The 17743-nt window shown below is 34.2% G+C and carries 18 protein-coding genes and 2 tRNA genes; 9 read left to right on the top strand and 11 right to left on the bottom strand.

Features of this window, described 5'->3' with window-relative positions; translation table 11 throughout:
* Nucleotides 1-18: 18 nt before the first annotated feature.
* The 3 genes from gldM to ACEN2F_RS03335 all read left to right on the top strand — a co-directional run bounded on the left by gldM (nt 19) and on the right by ACEN2F_RS03335 (nt 3655).
* Nucleotides 19-1563: a gliding motility protein GldM gene (gene gldM / locus ACEN2F_RS03345; protein WP_441736055.1), complete on the top strand. Its 1545-nt coding sequence runs from the start codon at nt 19-21 to the stop codon at nt 1561-1563.
* A gap of 50 nt (nt 1564-1613) precedes the next feature.
* On the top strand, nt 1614-2504 hold the full coding sequence (gene gldN, locus ACEN2F_RS03340) for a gliding motility protein GldN (RefSeq protein WP_441736823.1): 891 nt from the start codon (nt 1614-1616) through the stop codon (nt 2502-2504).
* A gap of 98 nt (nt 2505-2602) precedes the next feature.
* Complete coding sequence (locus ACEN2F_RS03335) at nt 2603-3655, top strand: NAD(P)/FAD-dependent oxidoreductase (protein WP_441736052.1); 1053 nt, start codon at nt 2603-2605, stop codon at nt 3653-3655.
* 2 nt (nt 3656-3657) lie between these two features.
* Here ACEN2F_RS03335 and ACEN2F_RS03330 read toward each other — a convergent pair whose 3' ends face one another.
* Nucleotides 3658-4041 (bottom strand): DUF983 domain-containing protein, encoded by a 384-nt coding sequence (locus tag ACEN2F_RS03330; RefSeq protein WP_441736049.1) that lies wholly within the window; start codon nt 4039-4041, stop codon nt 3658-3660.
* A 73-nt stretch (nt 4042-4114) separates the two neighbouring features.
* On the opposite strand from ACEN2F_RS03330, the gene ACEN2F_RS03325 reads away from it, so the two are divergent.
* Nucleotides 4115-6022 carry an ABC-F family ATP-binding cassette domain-containing protein gene (locus tag ACEN2F_RS03325; protein WP_441736046.1) on the top strand — a complete coding sequence of 636 codons (1908 nt, stop codon included), beginning with the start codon at nt 4115-4117 and terminating at the stop codon, nt 6020-6022.
* 31 nt (nt 6023-6053) lie between these two features.
* On the opposite strand, the gene ACEN2F_RS03320 is transcribed toward ACEN2F_RS03325, so the two are convergent.
* Nucleotides 6054-7022 (bottom strand): App1 family protein, encoded by a 969-nt coding sequence (locus ACEN2F_RS03320; RefSeq protein WP_441736044.1) that lies wholly within the window; start codon nt 7020-7022, stop codon nt 6054-6056.
* 64 nt (nt 7023-7086) lie between these two features.
* Between ACEN2F_RS03320 and ACEN2F_RS03315 the strand changes: the two genes are divergently transcribed.
* Complete coding sequence (locus tag ACEN2F_RS03315) at nt 7087-7977, top strand: diacylglycerol/lipid kinase family protein (protein WP_441736041.1); 891 nt, start codon at nt 7087-7089, stop codon at nt 7975-7977.
* Here ACEN2F_RS03315 and ACEN2F_RS03310 read toward each other — a convergent pair.
* Nucleotides 7970-9118: an 8-amino-7-oxononanoate synthase gene (locus tag ACEN2F_RS03310; protein ID WP_441736039.1), complete on the bottom strand. Its 1149-nt coding sequence runs from the start codon at nt 9116-9118 to the stop codon at nt 7970-7972. The two genes, ACEN2F_RS03315 and ACEN2F_RS03310, sit on opposite strands and share 8 nt — an antisense overlap.
* A gap of 97 nt (nt 9119-9215) precedes the next feature.
* Here ACEN2F_RS03310 and ACEN2F_RS03305 point away from each other — a divergent pair, with 97 nt between their 5' ends.
* Together ACEN2F_RS03305 and ACEN2F_RS03300 are read left to right on the top strand one after the other, a co-directional pair.
* Nucleotides 9216-9491, top strand: a complete 276-nt coding sequence (locus ACEN2F_RS03305) for a 4a-hydroxytetrahydrobiopterin dehydratase (protein WP_441736037.1) — start codon at nt 9216-9218, stop codon at nt 9489-9491.
* A gap of 211 nt (nt 9492-9702) precedes the next feature.
* Nucleotides 9703-10557, top strand: coding sequence for a leucine-rich repeat domain-containing protein (locus tag ACEN2F_RS03300; RefSeq protein ID WP_441736034.1), 855 nt, complete (start codon nt 9703-9705; stop codon nt 10555-10557).
* A gap of 798 nt (nt 10558-11355) precedes the next feature.
* Here the strand turns inward: ACEN2F_RS03300 and ACEN2F_RS03295 are convergent.
* Both ACEN2F_RS03295 and ACEN2F_RS03290 read right to left on the bottom strand, forming a co-directional pair.
* A tRNA-Met gene (locus ACEN2F_RS03295) sits at nt 11356-11428 on the bottom strand.
* 35 nt (nt 11429-11463) lie between these two features.
* Nucleotides 11464-11536: transfer RNA gene (locus ACEN2F_RS03290), tRNA-Met, on the bottom strand.
* A 117-nt stretch (nt 11537-11653) separates the two neighbouring features.
* Between ACEN2F_RS03290 and era the strand changes: the two genes are divergently transcribed.
* Nucleotides 11654-12535, top strand: coding sequence for a GTPase Era (era, locus tag ACEN2F_RS03285; RefSeq protein ID WP_441736032.1), 882 nt, complete (start codon nt 11654-11656; stop codon nt 12533-12535).
* Between the two features lie 156 nt (nt 12536-12691).
* On the opposite strand, the gene ACEN2F_RS03280 is transcribed toward era, so the two are convergent.
* Nucleotides 12692-13255, bottom strand: coding sequence for a hypothetical protein (locus ACEN2F_RS03280; protein ID WP_441736029.1), 564 nt, complete (start codon nt 13253-13255; stop codon nt 12692-12694).
* Nucleotides 13256-13296: 41 nt separating this feature from the next.
* On the opposite strand from ACEN2F_RS03280, the gene der reads away from it, so the two are divergent.
* Nucleotides 13297-14607, top strand: a complete 1311-nt coding sequence (gene der, locus ACEN2F_RS03275; protein WP_441736027.1) for a ribosome biogenesis GTPase Der — start codon at nt 13297-13299, stop codon at nt 14605-14607.
* A gap of 50 nt (nt 14608-14657) precedes the next feature.
* Here der and ACEN2F_RS03270 read toward each other — a convergent pair whose 3' ends face one another.
* The 5 genes from ACEN2F_RS03270 to ACEN2F_RS03250 all read right to left on the bottom strand — a co-directional run bounded on the left by ACEN2F_RS03270 (nt 14658) and on the right by ACEN2F_RS03250 (nt 17702).
* A complete protein-coding gene (locus ACEN2F_RS03270) occupies nt 14658-14900 on the bottom strand; it encodes a hypothetical protein (protein WP_441736025.1) in 243 nt (80 codons plus the stop codon).
* Between the two features lie 111 nt (nt 14901-15011).
* Nucleotides 15012-15758, bottom strand: a complete 747-nt coding sequence (locus ACEN2F_RS03265) for a DUF2490 domain-containing protein (RefSeq protein ID WP_441736023.1) — start codon at nt 15756-15758, stop codon at nt 15012-15014.
* A gap of 77 nt (nt 15759-15835) precedes the next feature.
* Nucleotides 15836-16636, bottom strand: a complete 801-nt coding sequence (locus ACEN2F_RS03260) for a TPM domain-containing protein (protein ID WP_441736021.1) — start codon at nt 16634-16636, stop codon at nt 15836-15838.
* Nucleotides 16636-17073, bottom strand: a complete 438-nt coding sequence (locus tag ACEN2F_RS03255) for a TPM domain-containing protein (RefSeq protein ID WP_441736018.1) — start codon at nt 17071-17073, stop codon at nt 16636-16638. The genes ACEN2F_RS03260 and ACEN2F_RS03255 overlap by 1 nt, the downstream gene beginning before the upstream one ends.
* A gap of 41 nt (nt 17074-17114) precedes the next feature.
* A complete protein-coding gene (locus ACEN2F_RS03250; protein ID WP_441736015.1) occupies nt 17115-17702 on the bottom strand; it encodes a LemA family protein in 588 nt (195 codons plus the stop codon).
* Nucleotides 17703-17743: the final 41 nt, after the last annotated feature.

Genomic DNA, 17743 nt, shown 5'->3' with positions numbered 1-17743 from the left:
ACTAATTATTTAGAAAATATGGCAGGAGGAAAACTAACCCCCAGACAGAAGATGATTAACCTAATGTACTTGGTTTTTATCGCAATGTTAGCATTAAATATGTCCAAAGAAGTATTGTCTGCTTTTGGATTGATGAATGAAAAATTTGAAGGTTCAAACGTCGCAGCGCAACAATCTAACAGTCAGATGTTAGCTGGTTTAGATGCAAAAGCCGCAGAAGCAGGTGGTGAGTTTACCGCTGCATCAGCAACGGCACACAAAGTAGAGACAATAACGAAAAACTTTTTTGATTATATTGGAAAAATAAAATCTGAAGTTTTAGTAGGAACTGATGTGGATCCTGAAACAGGTAAATTGCCTTATGAAGAGATGGACAAAGCAGATAATATTGATAACTTATGGTTCAGTCCTGCAGGATATTCAGCTAAAGGTAACGAAGTTATTTCAGCAATTGAAAAGTATAAAGCAGATATGAAATTGGCTTTGGGAAGCAATAAAAAGCTCTCTGCAATTCTGTCTGAAGTTGATACAAAATTTGATTTGACTGATGTTAAAAATAAAGATGGTATCGCAGTAGCTTATTTAGATTATCATTTTAAAGGTTTTCCGGCTGTAGCGTCATTAGCAAAGTTATCAGCGTGGCAGAACGATGTCCAAAAAGCGGAAACAGATGTTTATAATACGTTGTTAGGTAAAGCGGCTGTTGCTGCCGCATCATACAGTAATTATCAAGCCATTGTCGTACTTGATAAAAGTGCTTATTTTCAAGGGGAGCAAATTACGGGTAAAGTTGTTTTAGGACGATATGATGAAAATACTAAACCTACCTCATTTTCTGGTCCTGGAAAAATTGTAAACGGTCAAGCCGTTATTTCAATGACAGCAGGTAGTGTAGGAGAACAAACCATAAACGGACAATTTACTTTTCTGGAAGATGGTAAAAATATTCCGCTTAAATTTCAAGGGAAATATGTTGTAGTATCTCGTCCTGTATCTGCAACGATTTCTGCAGATAAAATGAACGTTGTTTATAGAGGTGTTGTAAATCCGATGACAATTTCTTTTGCAGGAGTGCCGGATGCAAATGTTAGTGCTTCAGCTCCTGGTTTGTCTAAAGCAGCAGGTCAGGGAAAATATACTATGAGCCCGCAATCTGGAAATCAAGTTGTCATAAGTGTAGTAGGAAAAATGGCTGATGGAAAGTCAGTTGTTGATAAAAGAGCATTCAGAATAAAAGGAATACCAGGTCCAACAGGAACTATTAGAGGAGAAACAGGAGTTGTTAAAGGACCTAAATCAAATCTTGAAATTGCAACTATTGGAGCTCAACTAGAAGACTTTGATTTTGAGGTTGGTTTAAATGTAGTTGGTTTTAATTTAAAAGTGACTGGACAGCCTACAATTGTTGTTTCAGGAAACCGATTAAATGCACAATGCAAAGCCGTTTTGTCAAAAGCAGGTAGAGGCGATCAGGTGACAATTTCTGAGATCAAAACCAAACTTGTTGGTGCAGGTAATTATTTATTGCCACGAACTGCTCCGGTAATTTTTGAAATACAATAATAAGTACGGCTGTATGTCAACCTACTTTAATATCTTATAATGATACTATGATGAATGTAAGAAATTTTTTAGTCGCCATCGTTTGTTTTACAGGAAGTCTTGCTTCGGTTGCACAATCTAATTTGCTGAATGCAAAAACTCCAGATGAAATAGGTCTTAAATCTGCAGCACAATTAATTTCAGATAATGATACGCCCTTGTCTTATGGATATGTGCATGATCGAGATGTTTTGATGGGTAAGACAGTATGGGAAATAATCGATTTGAACGAAAAGGTAAATTTTTCACTGTATTTTCCAATTGATACAGCAAATATTGGTTCAGATAGAAGGTCTTTGTATGATGTATTAACTAAGGCAATGAAAAGTGGCGAATTGACTGAGGTGTATACGGATAGTTATTTTAACACCAAAAAATCTTTGCAAGACATTCAAGCTTCGCTTAGCCGAGTTGATACAACTGACGCTGGTAGAGAACAAATAAATGCGGGGAATCAAATTTCAGAAGAGTACATTTTAAGACAAGATTTATCAGCGCAAGATGTAACACAGTATAAGATTAAAGGGTATTGGTATTTTGATAAACGTCAGAGTGAATTAAAGTATCGATTATTGGGTATTTGTCCTGTGACTCCAGATGTTTATACGATGAACAGCGATCAAAAGGATTATATTGAATTGTTTTGGGTATTTTTTCCAGCAGCAAGAGATGTTTTACACGATGCGAAAGCTTTTAACGAAAAGAACTCAGCAATGCCTATTTCGTTTGATCAAATCTTAAATTCAAGACGTTTTAGTAGTGTTATTTACAGAGAAGAAAATGTTTATGGTGACAGGTCCATTGAAGAATATATGAAAGATAATGCTCAGAATCAATTATTAGAATCGGAACGAGTGAAAGAAAAAATTCGCAATTTCGAATCTGATATGTGGAATTATTAATTTCATTTATATTAGCTAGCAAAACTCTTACTGTAGTGGTAAGAGTTTTTTTTGTTTTTAAAGGCTCTTTTTGTAATAGGTTTTAATTGATTTTTTGGATGATTGATTTTTTAATTGTTGGTTCTGGTTTAGCAGGTATTTCGTTTGCAGAGGTTGCTTTGCGAAATGATAAATCTATTCTTGTTTTAGATAATAATTCTCAAAATTCTTCCAAGATTGCCGGTGGGTTGTATAATCCGGTAATCCTTAAACGCTTTAGCGAAGTTTGGAAAGCACAAGAGCAGTTAGTTTTGATGAACGAGTTTTATACTGTATTAGAAGAAAAACTGAAATGTAAAGTAGATTACAAAAGACCAATTTTTAGAAAGTTTTTCTCTGTAGAAGAACAAAATAATTGGTTTTCGGCTTCCGATAAAGCAGGACTTGCTCCATTTTTATCAACTAAATTAATATACGATAAATTTTCTGGGATAGATTCTCCTTTTGGATATGGAGAAGTTTTGCAAACAGGTTATGTGGATACTGCCTCCTTGCTGCAAGAATATAGGAGCTATTTGAAGCAAGAAAAACTTTTTATGGAAGAATCATTTGACTACAGCATTTTGCAAATAGAAGATGATCATGTTATTTATAAAGGTATTCGGGCTAAACATATTGTATTTGCAGAAGGTTTTGGGATGCATTTGAATCCCTATTTCAATTATTTGCCATTAGACGGCACCAAGGGCGAACTTTTTATAATTAAAGCCCCTGAGTTAGATTTAAGCGTAATTGTGAATACCAGCGTGTTTATTTTGCCTTTAGGCAATGACTTATTCAAAGTTGGTGCTACCTATAATTGGAAAGATAAAACAGATTTGCCTACTGAAGAAGGGAAAATAGAATTGGTGGCAAGGATACAAGAAATTATTACTTGCAACTTTGAAATCGTAGAGCATTTTGCAGGGGTGCGACCAACAGTTAAAGATAGACGCCCTTTAGTAGGAACTCATCAGGATCACGATTTAATTCATATTTTGAATGGATTGGGAACTCGAGGTGTGATGTTAGGTCCAGCAATGGCAAACGCTTTATTTGACCTTATAGAAAATCAAATTCCTTTAGATACTGCAATTAATATCAATCGATTTCTACCTAAAGGAAATAGATAGGATTATTTTTTATTTAGTTTTGGGTTGTATGAAACAAACATATTGATATAAATGTTCCTTGACCATCTCAAAACAAATGGGAATAAAATAACTAATGATGCAATTATCGAAATAAATGCAACTTTTAGACTAGAGTCGAAGATTACGAAAGAAGTTATGAATGCGGCAATTCCGATGCTGACATTTAATCCGTAGCTAACATACATGGCACCATAAAAAAAGGAAGGTTCAATCTGGTATTTTAAACCGCAATGGCTGCAATTTTCGTGCATTTTCAATATTTTGTTTAGATGAAGTGGATTTTTATCGAAATACATACTTTCATTCTGACATTTAGGACAAGTTCCTGTTAAAATGCTATATAATTTGGATCCTTTTTTTAACATTTGCAAAAAATTTAATTTTTCCTTTTTTGGAGTTACAAATTTACACATTCGAAAAGGAATAAAATCACAATACATGCTTAATATACACAATTTATCCGTTTCATTTGGTGGTTCTTATTTGTTTGAAGAAGTTACCTTTCGTCTGGGAGCAGGAGACCGTGTGGGTCTTGTTGGCAAGAATGGAGCGGGAAAATCGACTATGCTTAAAATGTTGGCTAGAGATTTTGCTCCTGATTCAGGTGTCATATCTCAAGAGAAAGATATCCGAATGGGGTTTTTGCGTCAGGATATTGATTTTGAACAAGGAAGAACAGTTTTAGAGGAAGCATACGAAGCTTTTACTGAAATTAAAATTGTTGAAAAGAAGCTAGAAGAAATCAATCACCTTTTAGTGACTCGTACCGATTATGAAAGTGAGGAATACAGCCAAATAATTGAAGATTTATCTGAGAATACCCATCGTTTTGAATTATTAGGGGGGTATAATTATGTTGGTGATACTGAGAAAATTTTGCTAGGTTTGGGTTTTAAAAGAGAAGTGTTTGACAATCAAACCGAGACATTTTCCGGTGGATGGCGCATGCGTATTGAATTAGCCAAATTACTATTGCAAGCTAATGATGTGTTGTTACTGGATGAGCCCACAAATCACCTAGATATAGAAAGTATTATTTGGTTAGAAAGCTTCTTGCGTAATTATTCGGGAGTAGTGGTTATTGTTTCGCACGATAAAATGTTTTTGGATAATGTAACAAACAGAACAATTGAAATTTCTCTTGGCAAAGCGTACGATTTTAATAAACCGTATTCTCAGTATTTAGAATTACGTCACGAAATTCGTGAAAAGCAATTGGCAACGCAAAAAAACCAAACAAAAAAAATTGAAGAAACGGAAAAATTAATCGAAAAATTTCGTGCCAAAGCCTCTAAAGCTTCTATGGCGCAATCGATGATTAAAAAACTCGACAAAATAGAACGAATTGAAGTTGATGAAGATGATAACTCAGTGATGAATATTTCTTTTCCAGTATCAAAAGAGCCAGGAAGAGTGGTAATTGAAGCTGAAAATGTGACTAAAAGCTACGGTGAAACTACAATTTTGAAAGATATCAATTTGTTAGTGGAGCGTGGAAGCAAGATTGCTTTTGTTGGACAAAATGGTCAAGGAAAATCGACTTTTATCAAGGCTATTGTTGACGAATTTGAATACCAAGGAAATATTAAGTTGGGTCATAATGTACAACTGGGTTATTTTGCGCAAAATCAAGCAGAATATCTGGATGGTGAAATTACATTACTGCAAACCATGGAAGATGCAGCAGCAGATACTAATCGTATGAAAGTACGCGATATGCTAGGCTCTTTCTTATTTCGAGGCGATGATGTTGAGAAAAAGGTAAAAGTTCTTTCTGGTGGCGAGAGAAACCGTTTGGCTTTATGCAAACTGTTATTGCAACCCATTAATGTTTTGCTGATGGATGAGCCTACCAATCACTTAGACATAAAGTCTAAGAATGTTTTGAAAGCGGCCCTTCAAAAATTTAATGGTACTTTATTGTTAGTTTCTCACGATAGAGATTTCTTGCAAGGAATGTCTAATTTAGTGTATGAATTTAAAGATCAGAAAATAAAGGAATATTTAGGTGACATAAACTATTTCTTAGAACAACGCAATCTTGAAAACATGCGTGAAGTAGAGAAAAAAGATGCTGCCAAGGCAGCGGCACCTAAAGAGAGCAACAAAGCCTCTTACGAAGATCAGAAGAAGGGAAAAGCTTTGCAAAACAAATTGAGTAAAGTAGAAAGTCAAATCAAACAATTAGAACGTGAAATTCAGCAGGATGATAAGATGTTAGCTTCTAATTATGATAAGCATGTTGAGGATGCTAAGTTTTTTATGGCTTACAACAAGAAAAAAGCGGAGTTGGATAAATTTCTCTTAGATTGGGAACATGTTCAGGAAGAAATAGACAATTTATAAAAAATGAGAGTTCCTTTACGGAACTCTTTTTTTATAGGATAATTCCAATTGATTTAGAATGTGCAATAGCTTCACTGCTATCTTTGAAATAACAGATTGAAACTTTCAAGGTTTCTAAATTTTTCATTACCGTAATTATTTTTTCTTTTTTAGATGAGCCGGTTTGTCGGATATAAACCGCTTTTACGGTAACGGGAAAAATTTTGCAGATCGCTTCATATAAATACGGATCGTGTTGCGAATCATCACCAAGAAGCACATATTCTAAATTGGGATAAAATTCTAAAATATGTTTTATCTTGTCAAATTTGTGATTGTGATTGCCACTTCCGGTCATAAAAAAGTCAGTAAGACTTGTCTTAATATCTTTTAATAATAAAACGGCTTTGGGTAATTTGTGAAGCTCAGTGAATTTTATAATAAAACGGTACAAATTCCATTCGCTACTGGAAACATAAAAAAAAGCATTTAATTCATCATTATTTGTCCTTCCTGCAGAACTTAAAGCTTGATAATGGGTCACTACATCATCATATATTTTTCTTTTATTGATATTTTTAAATAACAAAACATACAATTTTTTCAACGGATTCAGCGTGTAGGATACTAAAAAAGTGTCGTCAATATCAGATATGATTCCAAGATTCCCTTTGTGTGGTCGAATGTAACTATCCTTAGTGGTAATCGTTCCATTTTTATACACAATACTTACTTCATAATCATTCCAGCCATAATTAGTGTCCTGATCTAGTGGAACACAAAACTTAAAATAACCATCATTTAGTGTTTTGGTATGAATTTTGGAATTATTGTATTTCAAGTAAACATCTGCATTAGATTGTGTTTTTATTTGAAACATTTTGATAACAGAAGTGGCATTTTTTAGGTTCTTTTTTTGAAAATTATATTCTTCAAGCGTTGTTGGTTTGAAAACATGGCCCATGACAATTAATTCTTGTTCATTTGCATAGCCTCGGTATAATTTTAAAATTGGTTTCATATATTGTACTACTTTTGATAGCGGTGGAATTTAATAGTTTTTAATCAATAAAAGAAGAAAAATTTTGAAAAAGAATATCATGTTGGTCGTAAATCCTATCTCTGGTGGCGTAAATAAGTCAGAACTTATTGAGGCTGCGACTGCTTTTGCTGAAAAGGAAAACTTGAATCTTGTGATTTATAGCACTTCTGGAATTACTGATGTGGACAACATAAAAGTTTTGTACGATACGTACCTCCCCAAACGAATTATTGTTGCCGGAGGAGATGGAACAATCAAAATGGTCGCCGAAGCCATGGAAGAACATGATGTTATAATTGGTATTCTGCCCGCTGGTTCTGCTAATGGTTTGGCAGTAGACTTAAATTTGCCCCTTGAAATTGAAGAGAATTTAGAAATTGCTTTTCACAACGATTACATGGAAATAGACATGATTTCAATTAATGGTAAAAAAAGTATCCATTTAAGTGACTTGGGTGTCAACGCAGAAATGATTAAAAATTATGAGAACAGCAGTATTCGTGGCAAATGGGGATATGCCTTACAAACAATATCTACATTGATTGATTTAGAAGATCCATTTGTTGTTACCATTACCGGAAATTTCCCAACAGTTCAGTGTGAGGCAAGAATGATTGTCATTGCGAACTCGCAAAAGTATGGCACAGGAGTGTCGATAAATCCAAATGGCGTGATGAACGATGGTAAGTTTGAATTGGTAATCCTAAAAAACATGGATTTAGTAGTGCTTGGCAAGATTATAACTGGAAATATGCCTATTGATGTCAATGATGTAGAAATTATTTCAACGGAAAAAGCTTTTGTCACTACTAATATTCCCGTTAGTTTTCAAATTGATGGTGAATATTGCGATAAAGAAACCAAACTGAGTATTGAAATTTTACCCAAACAACTGAAAGTGGCGGTTCCCAACCCAGAAAGTGAGATTATTTAAAGGGATTGCGTTGCTGCCAGACTGTTTCCGGTTCTAAGTATTTGAAAATCCTTGGGAGAAATATATTCACTAAACGGGAACTATGAGTCATCAATCCATACATTTTTATTGGTTTTGCGCCTACGGAACTTTTTATTTCTAATGCTGTCCTTGCAAAGATAATCTCTTTAAAATTTTTATTTATTGAGTATGCGATCATGTCGTACAACATATTGAGATAGAGCATTTTTTCACGTTGAATACTATCATCGTACCCAAGGAAATAAGTATCCATAACTTTGCCGTTTTTTATTAAAGTATTAAATCCAATAAGTTTACCATCAATAAAATAGCCATAAAAAAGGAATTTGTCCTTAAAAATCTCTTTGAAAATTCTAAAATGATTTTTTGGTAGAAAAAAGGTATTAAAAGGCGCATTTGTAGCAACGTGAAGATACAAGTCATAAATTGTATCTTCTAAAGCAATAATATCATCGAGATGTAATTTTTTTTTCTCTATTTCAACTGCTTTTTTTCGAGCTCTTTTATACTGATCTCTATATTTTTTAGAGAGGGAATCAATATAATCTTGTTCTGATTTCCAATTTTCATTTATAGCAAAAACCATGTTGGGCTGTGTCGAGAATAGATATTCCTTTTTGAATTCCGGAATGTCAAAACCCTTAATTTCCTCTTGGTTGAAATCTTTGTAAGTGGTGATGTGAATTGTAACACCTGTTGACTTGAAATTTTTTTTTAATTGCGTTGTCGCTGCACGAAGTGTTAGCAATGCTTTCGCTGGATTGACTGAATTAGAAAAGGCAAATGAATTTTGGCCCGTCAGCATATTGTTGCCAATGACTAAGACGTGAGAAGCAAATTTACCGAAGATCAGATTTCGTATTGTAGTTTTGACCCATGTGTCACGTTCTCCAAAAGATTGAAGTAAATTCAAATTCAAAAATTGAGAAAGTGCAATCCCAACTAAAGCAGTGCCGTCGTAAATTCCTATGAAATGACAGGTCATGTTATCAGGAGATGATTTCTCTAAAACCTCCAGATATTTTTTGGATAAAAAAATGGTTGAAACTGCTAAATCATCCCAGTTTGTAGGAAGTTGAGCTGTTGAATTATAAATTGTAAAGGAATAAACTGTATTCAAATTGGGTAGCAATATTTTTGCAAAATTAGTTAATAAAGTTAAAGTATCACAGTATGACTCGAAATTAACTAACTTTAGATAAATAAAAAAACAAATTATGAAAACCTATTCAGAAGAATCATTGCAACCCCTGTTGAAAGACCTAAAAGACTGGACTTTTATCAATAATGGGATCGAAAAAAATTTTAAGTTCCTAGATTTTACGCAAGCCTTGGGTTTTATAGTAAGGGTAGGAGTGATAGCAGAGAAAAGAGATCATCACCCGGAATTATTCAATGTGTATAATAAGGTTACAATTAGATTAACAACTCACGATGCAAGTGGTGTAACAGATAAGGATCTGGACCTAGCACGAGCTATAGAACAACTATAAAATTGGCGTTCATATAATTGAAAAATCGCTACACAGACGATTGGTTTCGAGCTTAGTAAACAAATTTTAACCGCAACTATGTATCTATGAAAAAGTATTTTTTGAAAGAAATTACCTTGTTAAATATATAATGTTATGTAGTTGGTCGGTTTTATTTGCTGATTAGCTGTAATGTAAGTAGTTTTAGGTGTGTAAAAGAAAAACATTCCCTATGAAAAAACTATATACTTTATTTTTGACTCTTTTGTTTTCTCTTTCGATTTTTGCTGCTGTATCGCAGTCGGAGAAAAATGCTTTGATTAAGTTATACCACTTAACAAATGGAAACCAATGGCATACAAAATGGAATTTATCAGCGCCGGTTTCTACTTGGTATGGAGTCGTAGTGCAAGATGATAAAGTGATTTCATTACGTTTGCCCGATAATAATTTGGTAGGGGAAATTCCAGTTGAAATTGTTAATTTAGTTAGCCTGCAAGCATTAGACTTACACAAAAACCGAATATCAGGAAATATTCCAGCTGAAATTGGAAAATTAAAAGAAATAGAAGTATTGGATCTTTCTTTCAATAAATTGTCGGGAACAATACCATCTTCAATTTGTGAGATGAGTAATATGAAGGATTTAGAGTTGTTTATGAATACACTTTCTGGTGAAATACCAATGCAAATTGGGGCTTTACAGCAATTAGAAACACTGTCACTGTTCAATAACGAAATTGTAGGAGAGATTCCTAATTCACTTTATAACTTAAAAGCCATAAAAGTAGTACTTCTTAATAGTAATAAACTTGTGGGACAATTAAGTCGTGATGTAGAGAATATGACTGCACTAGAAAACCTTAGTTTGTTTGATAACAATATGATTGGACAAATTCCATCTGAGTTGGAGAAATTAAGAAATTTGAAAGAGATGAATATTTCTTACAACAAATTTGTAGGTTTCGTATCTAGGGATTTGGCAGCATTGGACACATTGAATATGACGATGTTAAATGAGCAAGGAATTACGGTGTTACTGGATGTCAGTATCGGCGTTAATTCAGCGATTGTTTCAGAAGATTAAATTTCAAATGTAAAACAACAAGCTATTTTAGCGAATCAGAATTTAGTTGATTTTTGGTTATTTTCTAAATAAACGTAGTTGGTAAAAAACCTGTGAGACTTGTTTCACAGGTTTTTTTGTTGATTTGCGTGCTTTACTTATTTTTTGCTTTAAGTCATTTAAGCCATGAAAGATTTTAACCTGTTGGCTATTTCAGAATTCTTAATTGATTTCAAAATTTAATTTCTTATAAAATTATCAAACTAAGTAATAAGGATAAAACAATGTTGCATTTTTTTGCCATATAAGTCATGTAAGTTTAAGTTTAGATTGTGTTAGCCTTATGTAACTATCACAATCATAAGGTCATTTAAGGTTTAATTCTTATATGACTTATATGTTAAATATTATTTCACTCATTTTTTAGTATGACATTAAATAGGTCCAACTGCTTAATCTGAAAATTTGAACATCTTTATTTTGACCTTGTTAAAGCAAGATTTGGTAGCAGTTACCACCAAAGGAAATCTAAACGATAGGAATCAAAATATCAGATAAAAGGATCGTAGAACTTTTTGGTAAGCAAATAAGCAAGTATTCAAGTAAATTGGCGGTAAACAACAGGGAAGCGAAGAAAGTAACTAAGGAATAATAATCCAAAATTTAGTGTTTCCACAAGATTGTCCTTGAGGGCAGAAAATAGGGAATATCTAACCAAAAAAGTGAATAGAATTTCTGAATTAATCTCAGTGTTTATATGGGTTAAGGAAGTTATTGAAAATGAAAAAACCCATCAAAATATTGATGGGTTTTTCTCAGTAGCGGGAACAGGACTCGAACCTGTGACCTTCGGGTTATGAGCCCGACGAGCTGCCTACTGCTCTATCCCGCGATGTGCGTTTTGTAATCTCAATAAGGATACCTAAGTAGCGGGAACAGGACTCGAACCTGTGACCTTCGGGTTATGAGCCCGACGAGCTGCCTACTGCTCTATCCCGCGTTGTTTCGGGTGCAAATGTACAACGAATTTCCGTATTTCCAATAAAAATTTTAAAAAATGTTTTATTTCATCTATTGACTTGATATGTCTACCTTTGCAAAATAAATTATAATAGAAATGTCACATAAAGCAGGTTTTGTAAACATCATCGGGAATCCAAATGTTGGTAAATCAACATTAATGAATGCCTTTGTAGGAGAAAGATTATCCATAATCACATCAAAAGCACAAACAACACGTCATAGAATTCTAGGAATTGTAAACGGGGAAGATTTTCAATTGATCTTATCTGATACACCGGGAATCATTAAGCCAGCCTACGAAATGCAGGCATCGATGATGAATTTTGTAAAGTCGGCTTTTGAAGATGCTGACATCTTAATTTATATGGTAGAAATTGGTGAACAAGATTTGAAAGACGAAGCGTTTTTTAGTAAAATCATTCACGCTACAATTCCTGTTCTATTATTATTGAATAAAATAGATAATTCTAACCAAGAACAACTGGAAGAGCAAGTGGCTTTCTGGACTGCGAAAGTTCCCAATGCAGAGATTTTTCCAATATCAGCTTTGCAGAATTTTAATGTTCCAGAAGTGTTTGGACGAATCATTGAATTGTTACCAGAATCTCCTGCATATTACCCAAAAGATCAATTGACAGACAAACCGGAACGTTTCTTTGTAAATGAAACCATTCGCGAGAAAATATTATTAAATTACAGCAAAGAAATCCCATACGCGGTAGAAATTGTTACCGAAGAGTTTTTTGAAGATGAGAATATCATTAGAATTCGATCTTTAATTATGGTGGAGCGCGAAACCCAAAAAGGAATTATAATAGGGCATAAAGGTGCTGCTTTGAAAAAAGTAGGAATGGAAGCCCGTGTCGATTTAGAGAAGTTTTTTGGAAAACAAATTCATATCGAATTGGTAGTGAAAGTAAATAAAAATTGGCGAAGTAACGTTAATATGTTAAAGCGTTTTGGATACAATCAGTAATTTTTTCTGATCTTTTTTTAAAATCAATATTGGAATTCAATTTCTGATATTGATTTTTTTTTAGCCCAGATAGCAGCAGCATCCTTTTGTTTAGTCCCGAAACTTCGGGATTCAACAAAAGATATAGCGAAGAGCCGGAATTGCTCCAAATAAAAACTAAGATTCGATAATTTCCAGAAATAAGTTTTCCAGATCATTCATTTGGTTGTGCCCGTTACTTCGAATTTGTTTGGCTACGATATAGAGTAATAACCACGCAAAAATCATTAATCCCATTACGACCAGATCGAATGTGATGGAATTTTTCAAGATATAATTAGAATAAGCAATTCCCGAAAAAATCAAAAAGATTCCCGCAATTATAAAGTGGAGGAACATAAAAAGTGTCCATAAGGTTGGATCAGGACCAAATAGTGCTCTGATGTGCGTTTCGTTTTGGTCTTTTGATTCCATTTCGATATGCAAATGAGGCGACCAATACGCTTTTTTGGGTCCTTTTATGTTTAACCAAATGTGATAACCACGAATTTTCACGAAGTAATCCTTGGACTTAATATGGGTATAATTAGCAAATTTAACACGCAAAGCATCTATGTTTTGCGGAATATCTTTGTAGAACCGTAAGCGCAGTCTGATTTCATTATTAGAATCCATAGCAGTAAACTTATAAGTGTTAAACGGATAAGGGTTTGCTAATATATCAAAAAAATTGATAATCATGGTTTTAAACACTACCTTTGCAAAATATTTGAATTTATATTATGAATAACATTGTTGCGATAGTAGGAAGACCTAATGTAGGGAAATCGACCCTTTTTAATAGGCTGATACAAAGAAGAGAAGCTATTGTAGATTCAGTATCGGGGGTGACCCGTGATAGAAACTATGGTAAAAGCGAGTGGAACGGAAAAGAGTTTTCTGTAATTGATACCGGCGGATATGTGCGTGGTTCTGATGATGTTTTTGAAGGAGAAATCCGTAAACAAGTAGAACTGGCCATTGATGAAGCTGATGTAATTATTTTTGTGGTTGATGTAGAAGAGGGGATTACTCCAATGGATGATGCCGTTGCGAGATTGTTGCGTAAAGTGACAAAGCCAGTTTTACTTGCTGTAAATAAGGTGGATAATGCGATGCGTGAGAAAGATGCAATTGAGTTTTATAACCTTGGTTTAGGAGAATATTATACTTTTGCCAGTATTTCTGGAAGTGGAACAGGTGATTTATTGGATGCATTGATTGATGCTTTCCCTATAAAACCAGAGCCAACACAGGAAGAAGTGGTATTGCCTCGTTTTGCAGTGGTTGGTCGTCCTAATGCTGGAAAATCAAGTTTTATCAATGCATTGATTGGTAAAGACCGATATATTGTTACGGACATTGCGGGAACAACTCGTGATTCTATAGATACAAAATTTGACCGTTTTGGTTTCGAATTCAACTTAGTGGATACTGCGGGAATCCGTCGTAAAGCAAAAGTGAAGGAAGATTTAGAGTTTTACTCGGTAATGCGTTCCGTTCGTGCCATTGAACATGCTGACATTTGTATCTTGATTATTGATGCTACACGTGGATTTGAAGGTCAGGATCAAAGTATTTTTTGGTTGGCCGAGAAAAACCGTAAAGGCGTTGTGATTTTAGTGAATAAATGGGATTTAGTCGAAAAAGAAACGATGTCAACTCGTGATTATGAAGCTAAAATCAGAGAAGAATTAATGCCATTTACGGATGTGCCTATTCTTTTTGTTTCTGCATTAACAAAACAGCGTTTATTGAAAGCATTGGAAGCAACCGTAAAAGTTTTTGAAAACAGACAACAACGTATTACGACTTCAAAATTCAACGAATTTATGTTGAAAGTGATTGAAGCATATCCGCCGCCGGCAACGAAGGGTAAATATGTAAAAATTAAATATTGCATGCAGTTGCCAACTCCAACACCTCAGTTTGTCTTTTTTGCCAATATGCCACAATATGTAAAAGAACCGTACAAACGTTATTTGGAAAATAAAATTAGAGAAAACTGGGACTTTTCAGGAGTGCCTATTGATATTTATATCAGAGAAAAATAGCAAAAATCCCGAGCAATCGGGATTTTTTTGGTTAAAACAGATTCGAAAGATTAACTTTCTTCTTTTTCGTCTTGCAAAGTTTCCCTAGGATTGTCGCCGTACCAATCTTTGAATGTTTTTGTAGTTTTGTAATCGTCGGTTATAACGGTATACACCATAAAGAGGATTAATGGTATACCAATGCAATATAAAGTCATTAATATTGGTAAAGCAACATTGGTTTGACATAAACCGGCAAATACAAAAACATAAATGGTGGTAAACCACACTAGTTTAATTGCTAAATTTTTCATGGCTATATCTTTTAATTAAAGGTACGTCGTATAGTCTAAAAATTTAGTTAATATATTGATAATCAATATTTAAAATAAATATAATTTTTTTTTATTGATCACTTAAGGGTTTTAAAGCCGTCTAGACCTTTTTTTAATTTTGTGAAAAATACTAAATCGGATGATATCTCTACTGAAATAATCTATTCCATTAGCTCGTCTTTGATAGCTGTTTAAGTAACCGAGTTCTAATGCTATATTTGGGTTAAAACCATATTGTAGAGCGATGTAAATTCTGTTTTGGTCAAAAGTGTTTTTGATGATTTTTTTTCCGAAATTGAACATGATTTCATCGGATAGTACTGCTTTGGCTATTTTTTTTTCTTTTCTCCAAAAAGTATATTGTGCTTGCAGCCGATACCTGAACCTCCATGAAAATGTACTTCCTGGCAACAGTTCTTCTTTGTTCGCATTATGAATAAATCGCTCTTCTATTTGAAATCGTTGCAGCAATGTTACTTGTTTAACGTTTAGTTTCCATGTAATGTCTTGTTGGGCCCTGTACTCGGGTATGTTGACAGTAGTAGCGACTTCCGGGACTTGTGTATCAACAGAAAAGTAGGCAAAGCCAGCGCCGCTTTCTAAAGGATTGCTGAGTTTGTAACGTCCTTGTATTCGAATTACAAATAAATTCTGTTGCATGGGTTTTATAAAAAACCGATTGTCAAATTCAGCATGCAAAGACCATTTTCCATTTAATTGCAATTGATTAGTATAACGTGTCCAAAGTATGCTTTGATGATCTATATTTCTATCTTTTTGAGCAAATAAGGCAACATTACTTAGCAGAACGAAAAGGAGAAAACAATAATATTTCATCTTTTTATTTTTGCAGTAAATATAAAAAAAATACCCTATCAATTTGATAGGGTATTCGTGTTTTTTAAAAATAGAGATTACCAGTTACCGCTTGAGCCGCCGCCAGAGAAACCTCCACCGCCAAAACCGCCGCCAAAACCACCGCCACCTCCTGAAGATCCTCCTCCAAAACCACCGCCTCCTCGGCCACCAGCAAGACTACTCAAAATAATGACATCGAGCAAGCTTGGACCGCCTCTGCCAGAATTTCCAGAATTTCCACCACCACCTTTATTTCTGGATATTAAAACCAGAATCACAATTACGATGATTATAATGGGAAGAATTGGAAAATCTTTTCCTTTCTGATTTTGTTTGCGGACTCCTTTATATTTGCCTTTGAAAACATCAATTAATGCATCTGTCCCTTTGTCAAGTCCACTGAAATAACTTCCGGTTTTAAATTCAGGTATAATAATATTTCTGATTATTTCTCCACCAATACCAGCTGTTAATCGATCTTCTAGTCCATATCCTGGGTTGATAGCTATTGCTCTTTCGGCTTTAGAGAGTAAAATAATGACACCATTATCTTGTTTTGCAGTTCCTCCAATTCCCCATGTCTGCGCCCATCGCGTTGCTACTTGACTTACATCTTCTCCTTTAAGGTTCTCGATTGTGATTACTACAATTTGGGTTGTGGTAGAATCAGCATATTTGATCAGTTTTTCTTCTAATTGTGTTTTTTCCGTTGCGCTTAAAACCTTGGCATAATCATATACAGAGGTTTGTAAAGTTGGTTTTTCAGGAATGGTAAATTGCGCAAAACTAATTTGTGTGAATAACAGAAAAACAAATAACGTTAAGCGAATTAAGGTATTCTTTTTTTGTAATAGCATTATCCTTTTGATATTTCGTTTGATAATTCATTAGTATCTCCCTCTAGCCAAGGAAAATAACTTTGTAATTGTTCGCCGGCCTTGATTATTCCATCAATGAGTCCTTGTTTGAAATTGCCGGTTTTAAAATGAACGATCATTAGGTCTCGGGTGCTATTCCAAAAGTCATCCTGAACAACATTGTTGATACCTTGGTCACCACAAATTACAAAATTATGATCATCTACTGCCAAGTAAATTAAAACACCGTTTTTAAGTTCGGTTTCATCCATTTTAAGTTCATGAAAAACCTCCATAGCACGTTCATATGTATCCATGGAAGTTGTTTTTTCTATGTGAACACGAATTTCACCAGAAGTGTTTTTTTCAGCCATGCGTATGGCTTCAACAATTTCTTGCTCTTCTTCACGTGTTAATAATTCTGTTGCTTTTGACATTTTTTATTTTTATTTAAATTTTCCTAAGCAGATTAGCGACTTTAGAATTGTACTTCGACAGGGGTGTCCGCTCCTTCTACAGCCGTGAAATATGCTTTTTCTTTAAAGCCAAACATTCCTGCAAATAAGCTATTTGGAAACGTTTTTATATGCGAATTATAAGGTTTCACTGCTTCGTTGAAACGCGTTCTTGCCGTTAGAATCTGATTTTCAGTACTAGCCAATTCATCTTGTAATTTCAAGAAATTCTGGTTGGCTTTCAGCTCAGGATAACGCTCTACCGATACAAGTAATCGGGACAAAGAACTGCTTACACCGCTTTGTGCTTTATTGAATTCCGCTAATTGTTCCGGTGTAATATTGGTGGGATCAATAGTAGTTGAGGTCGCTTTTGCACGTGCTTCAATAACCGCAGTTAAGGTGCTTTTTTCAAAGTCAGCAGCTCCTTTTACAGTATTTACTAAATTTCCAATAAGGTCATTTCTTCTTTGGTAAGCCGTTTGAACATCACCCCATGATTGTTCTACTGTTTGATTCATCGTTACCGCAGTATTGTTAATTCCTTTAACCCAACTGTATAGTCCAATAATAATAACTCCTACGATAATCCAAGGCAAAAATCTTTTCATGTTTGTTTAATTTAATGTTTGTTATTTAGTTTTGATTGACT

The organism is Flavobacterium sp. W20_MBD1_R3, assembly GCF_052119725.1.
GTDB lineage: Bacteria > Bacteroidota > Bacteroidia > Flavobacteriales > Flavobacteriaceae > Flavobacterium.
The sequence above is the reverse complement of the archived record's forward strand: the minus strand, read 5'-3'. Positions and strand labels throughout refer to the sequence as shown.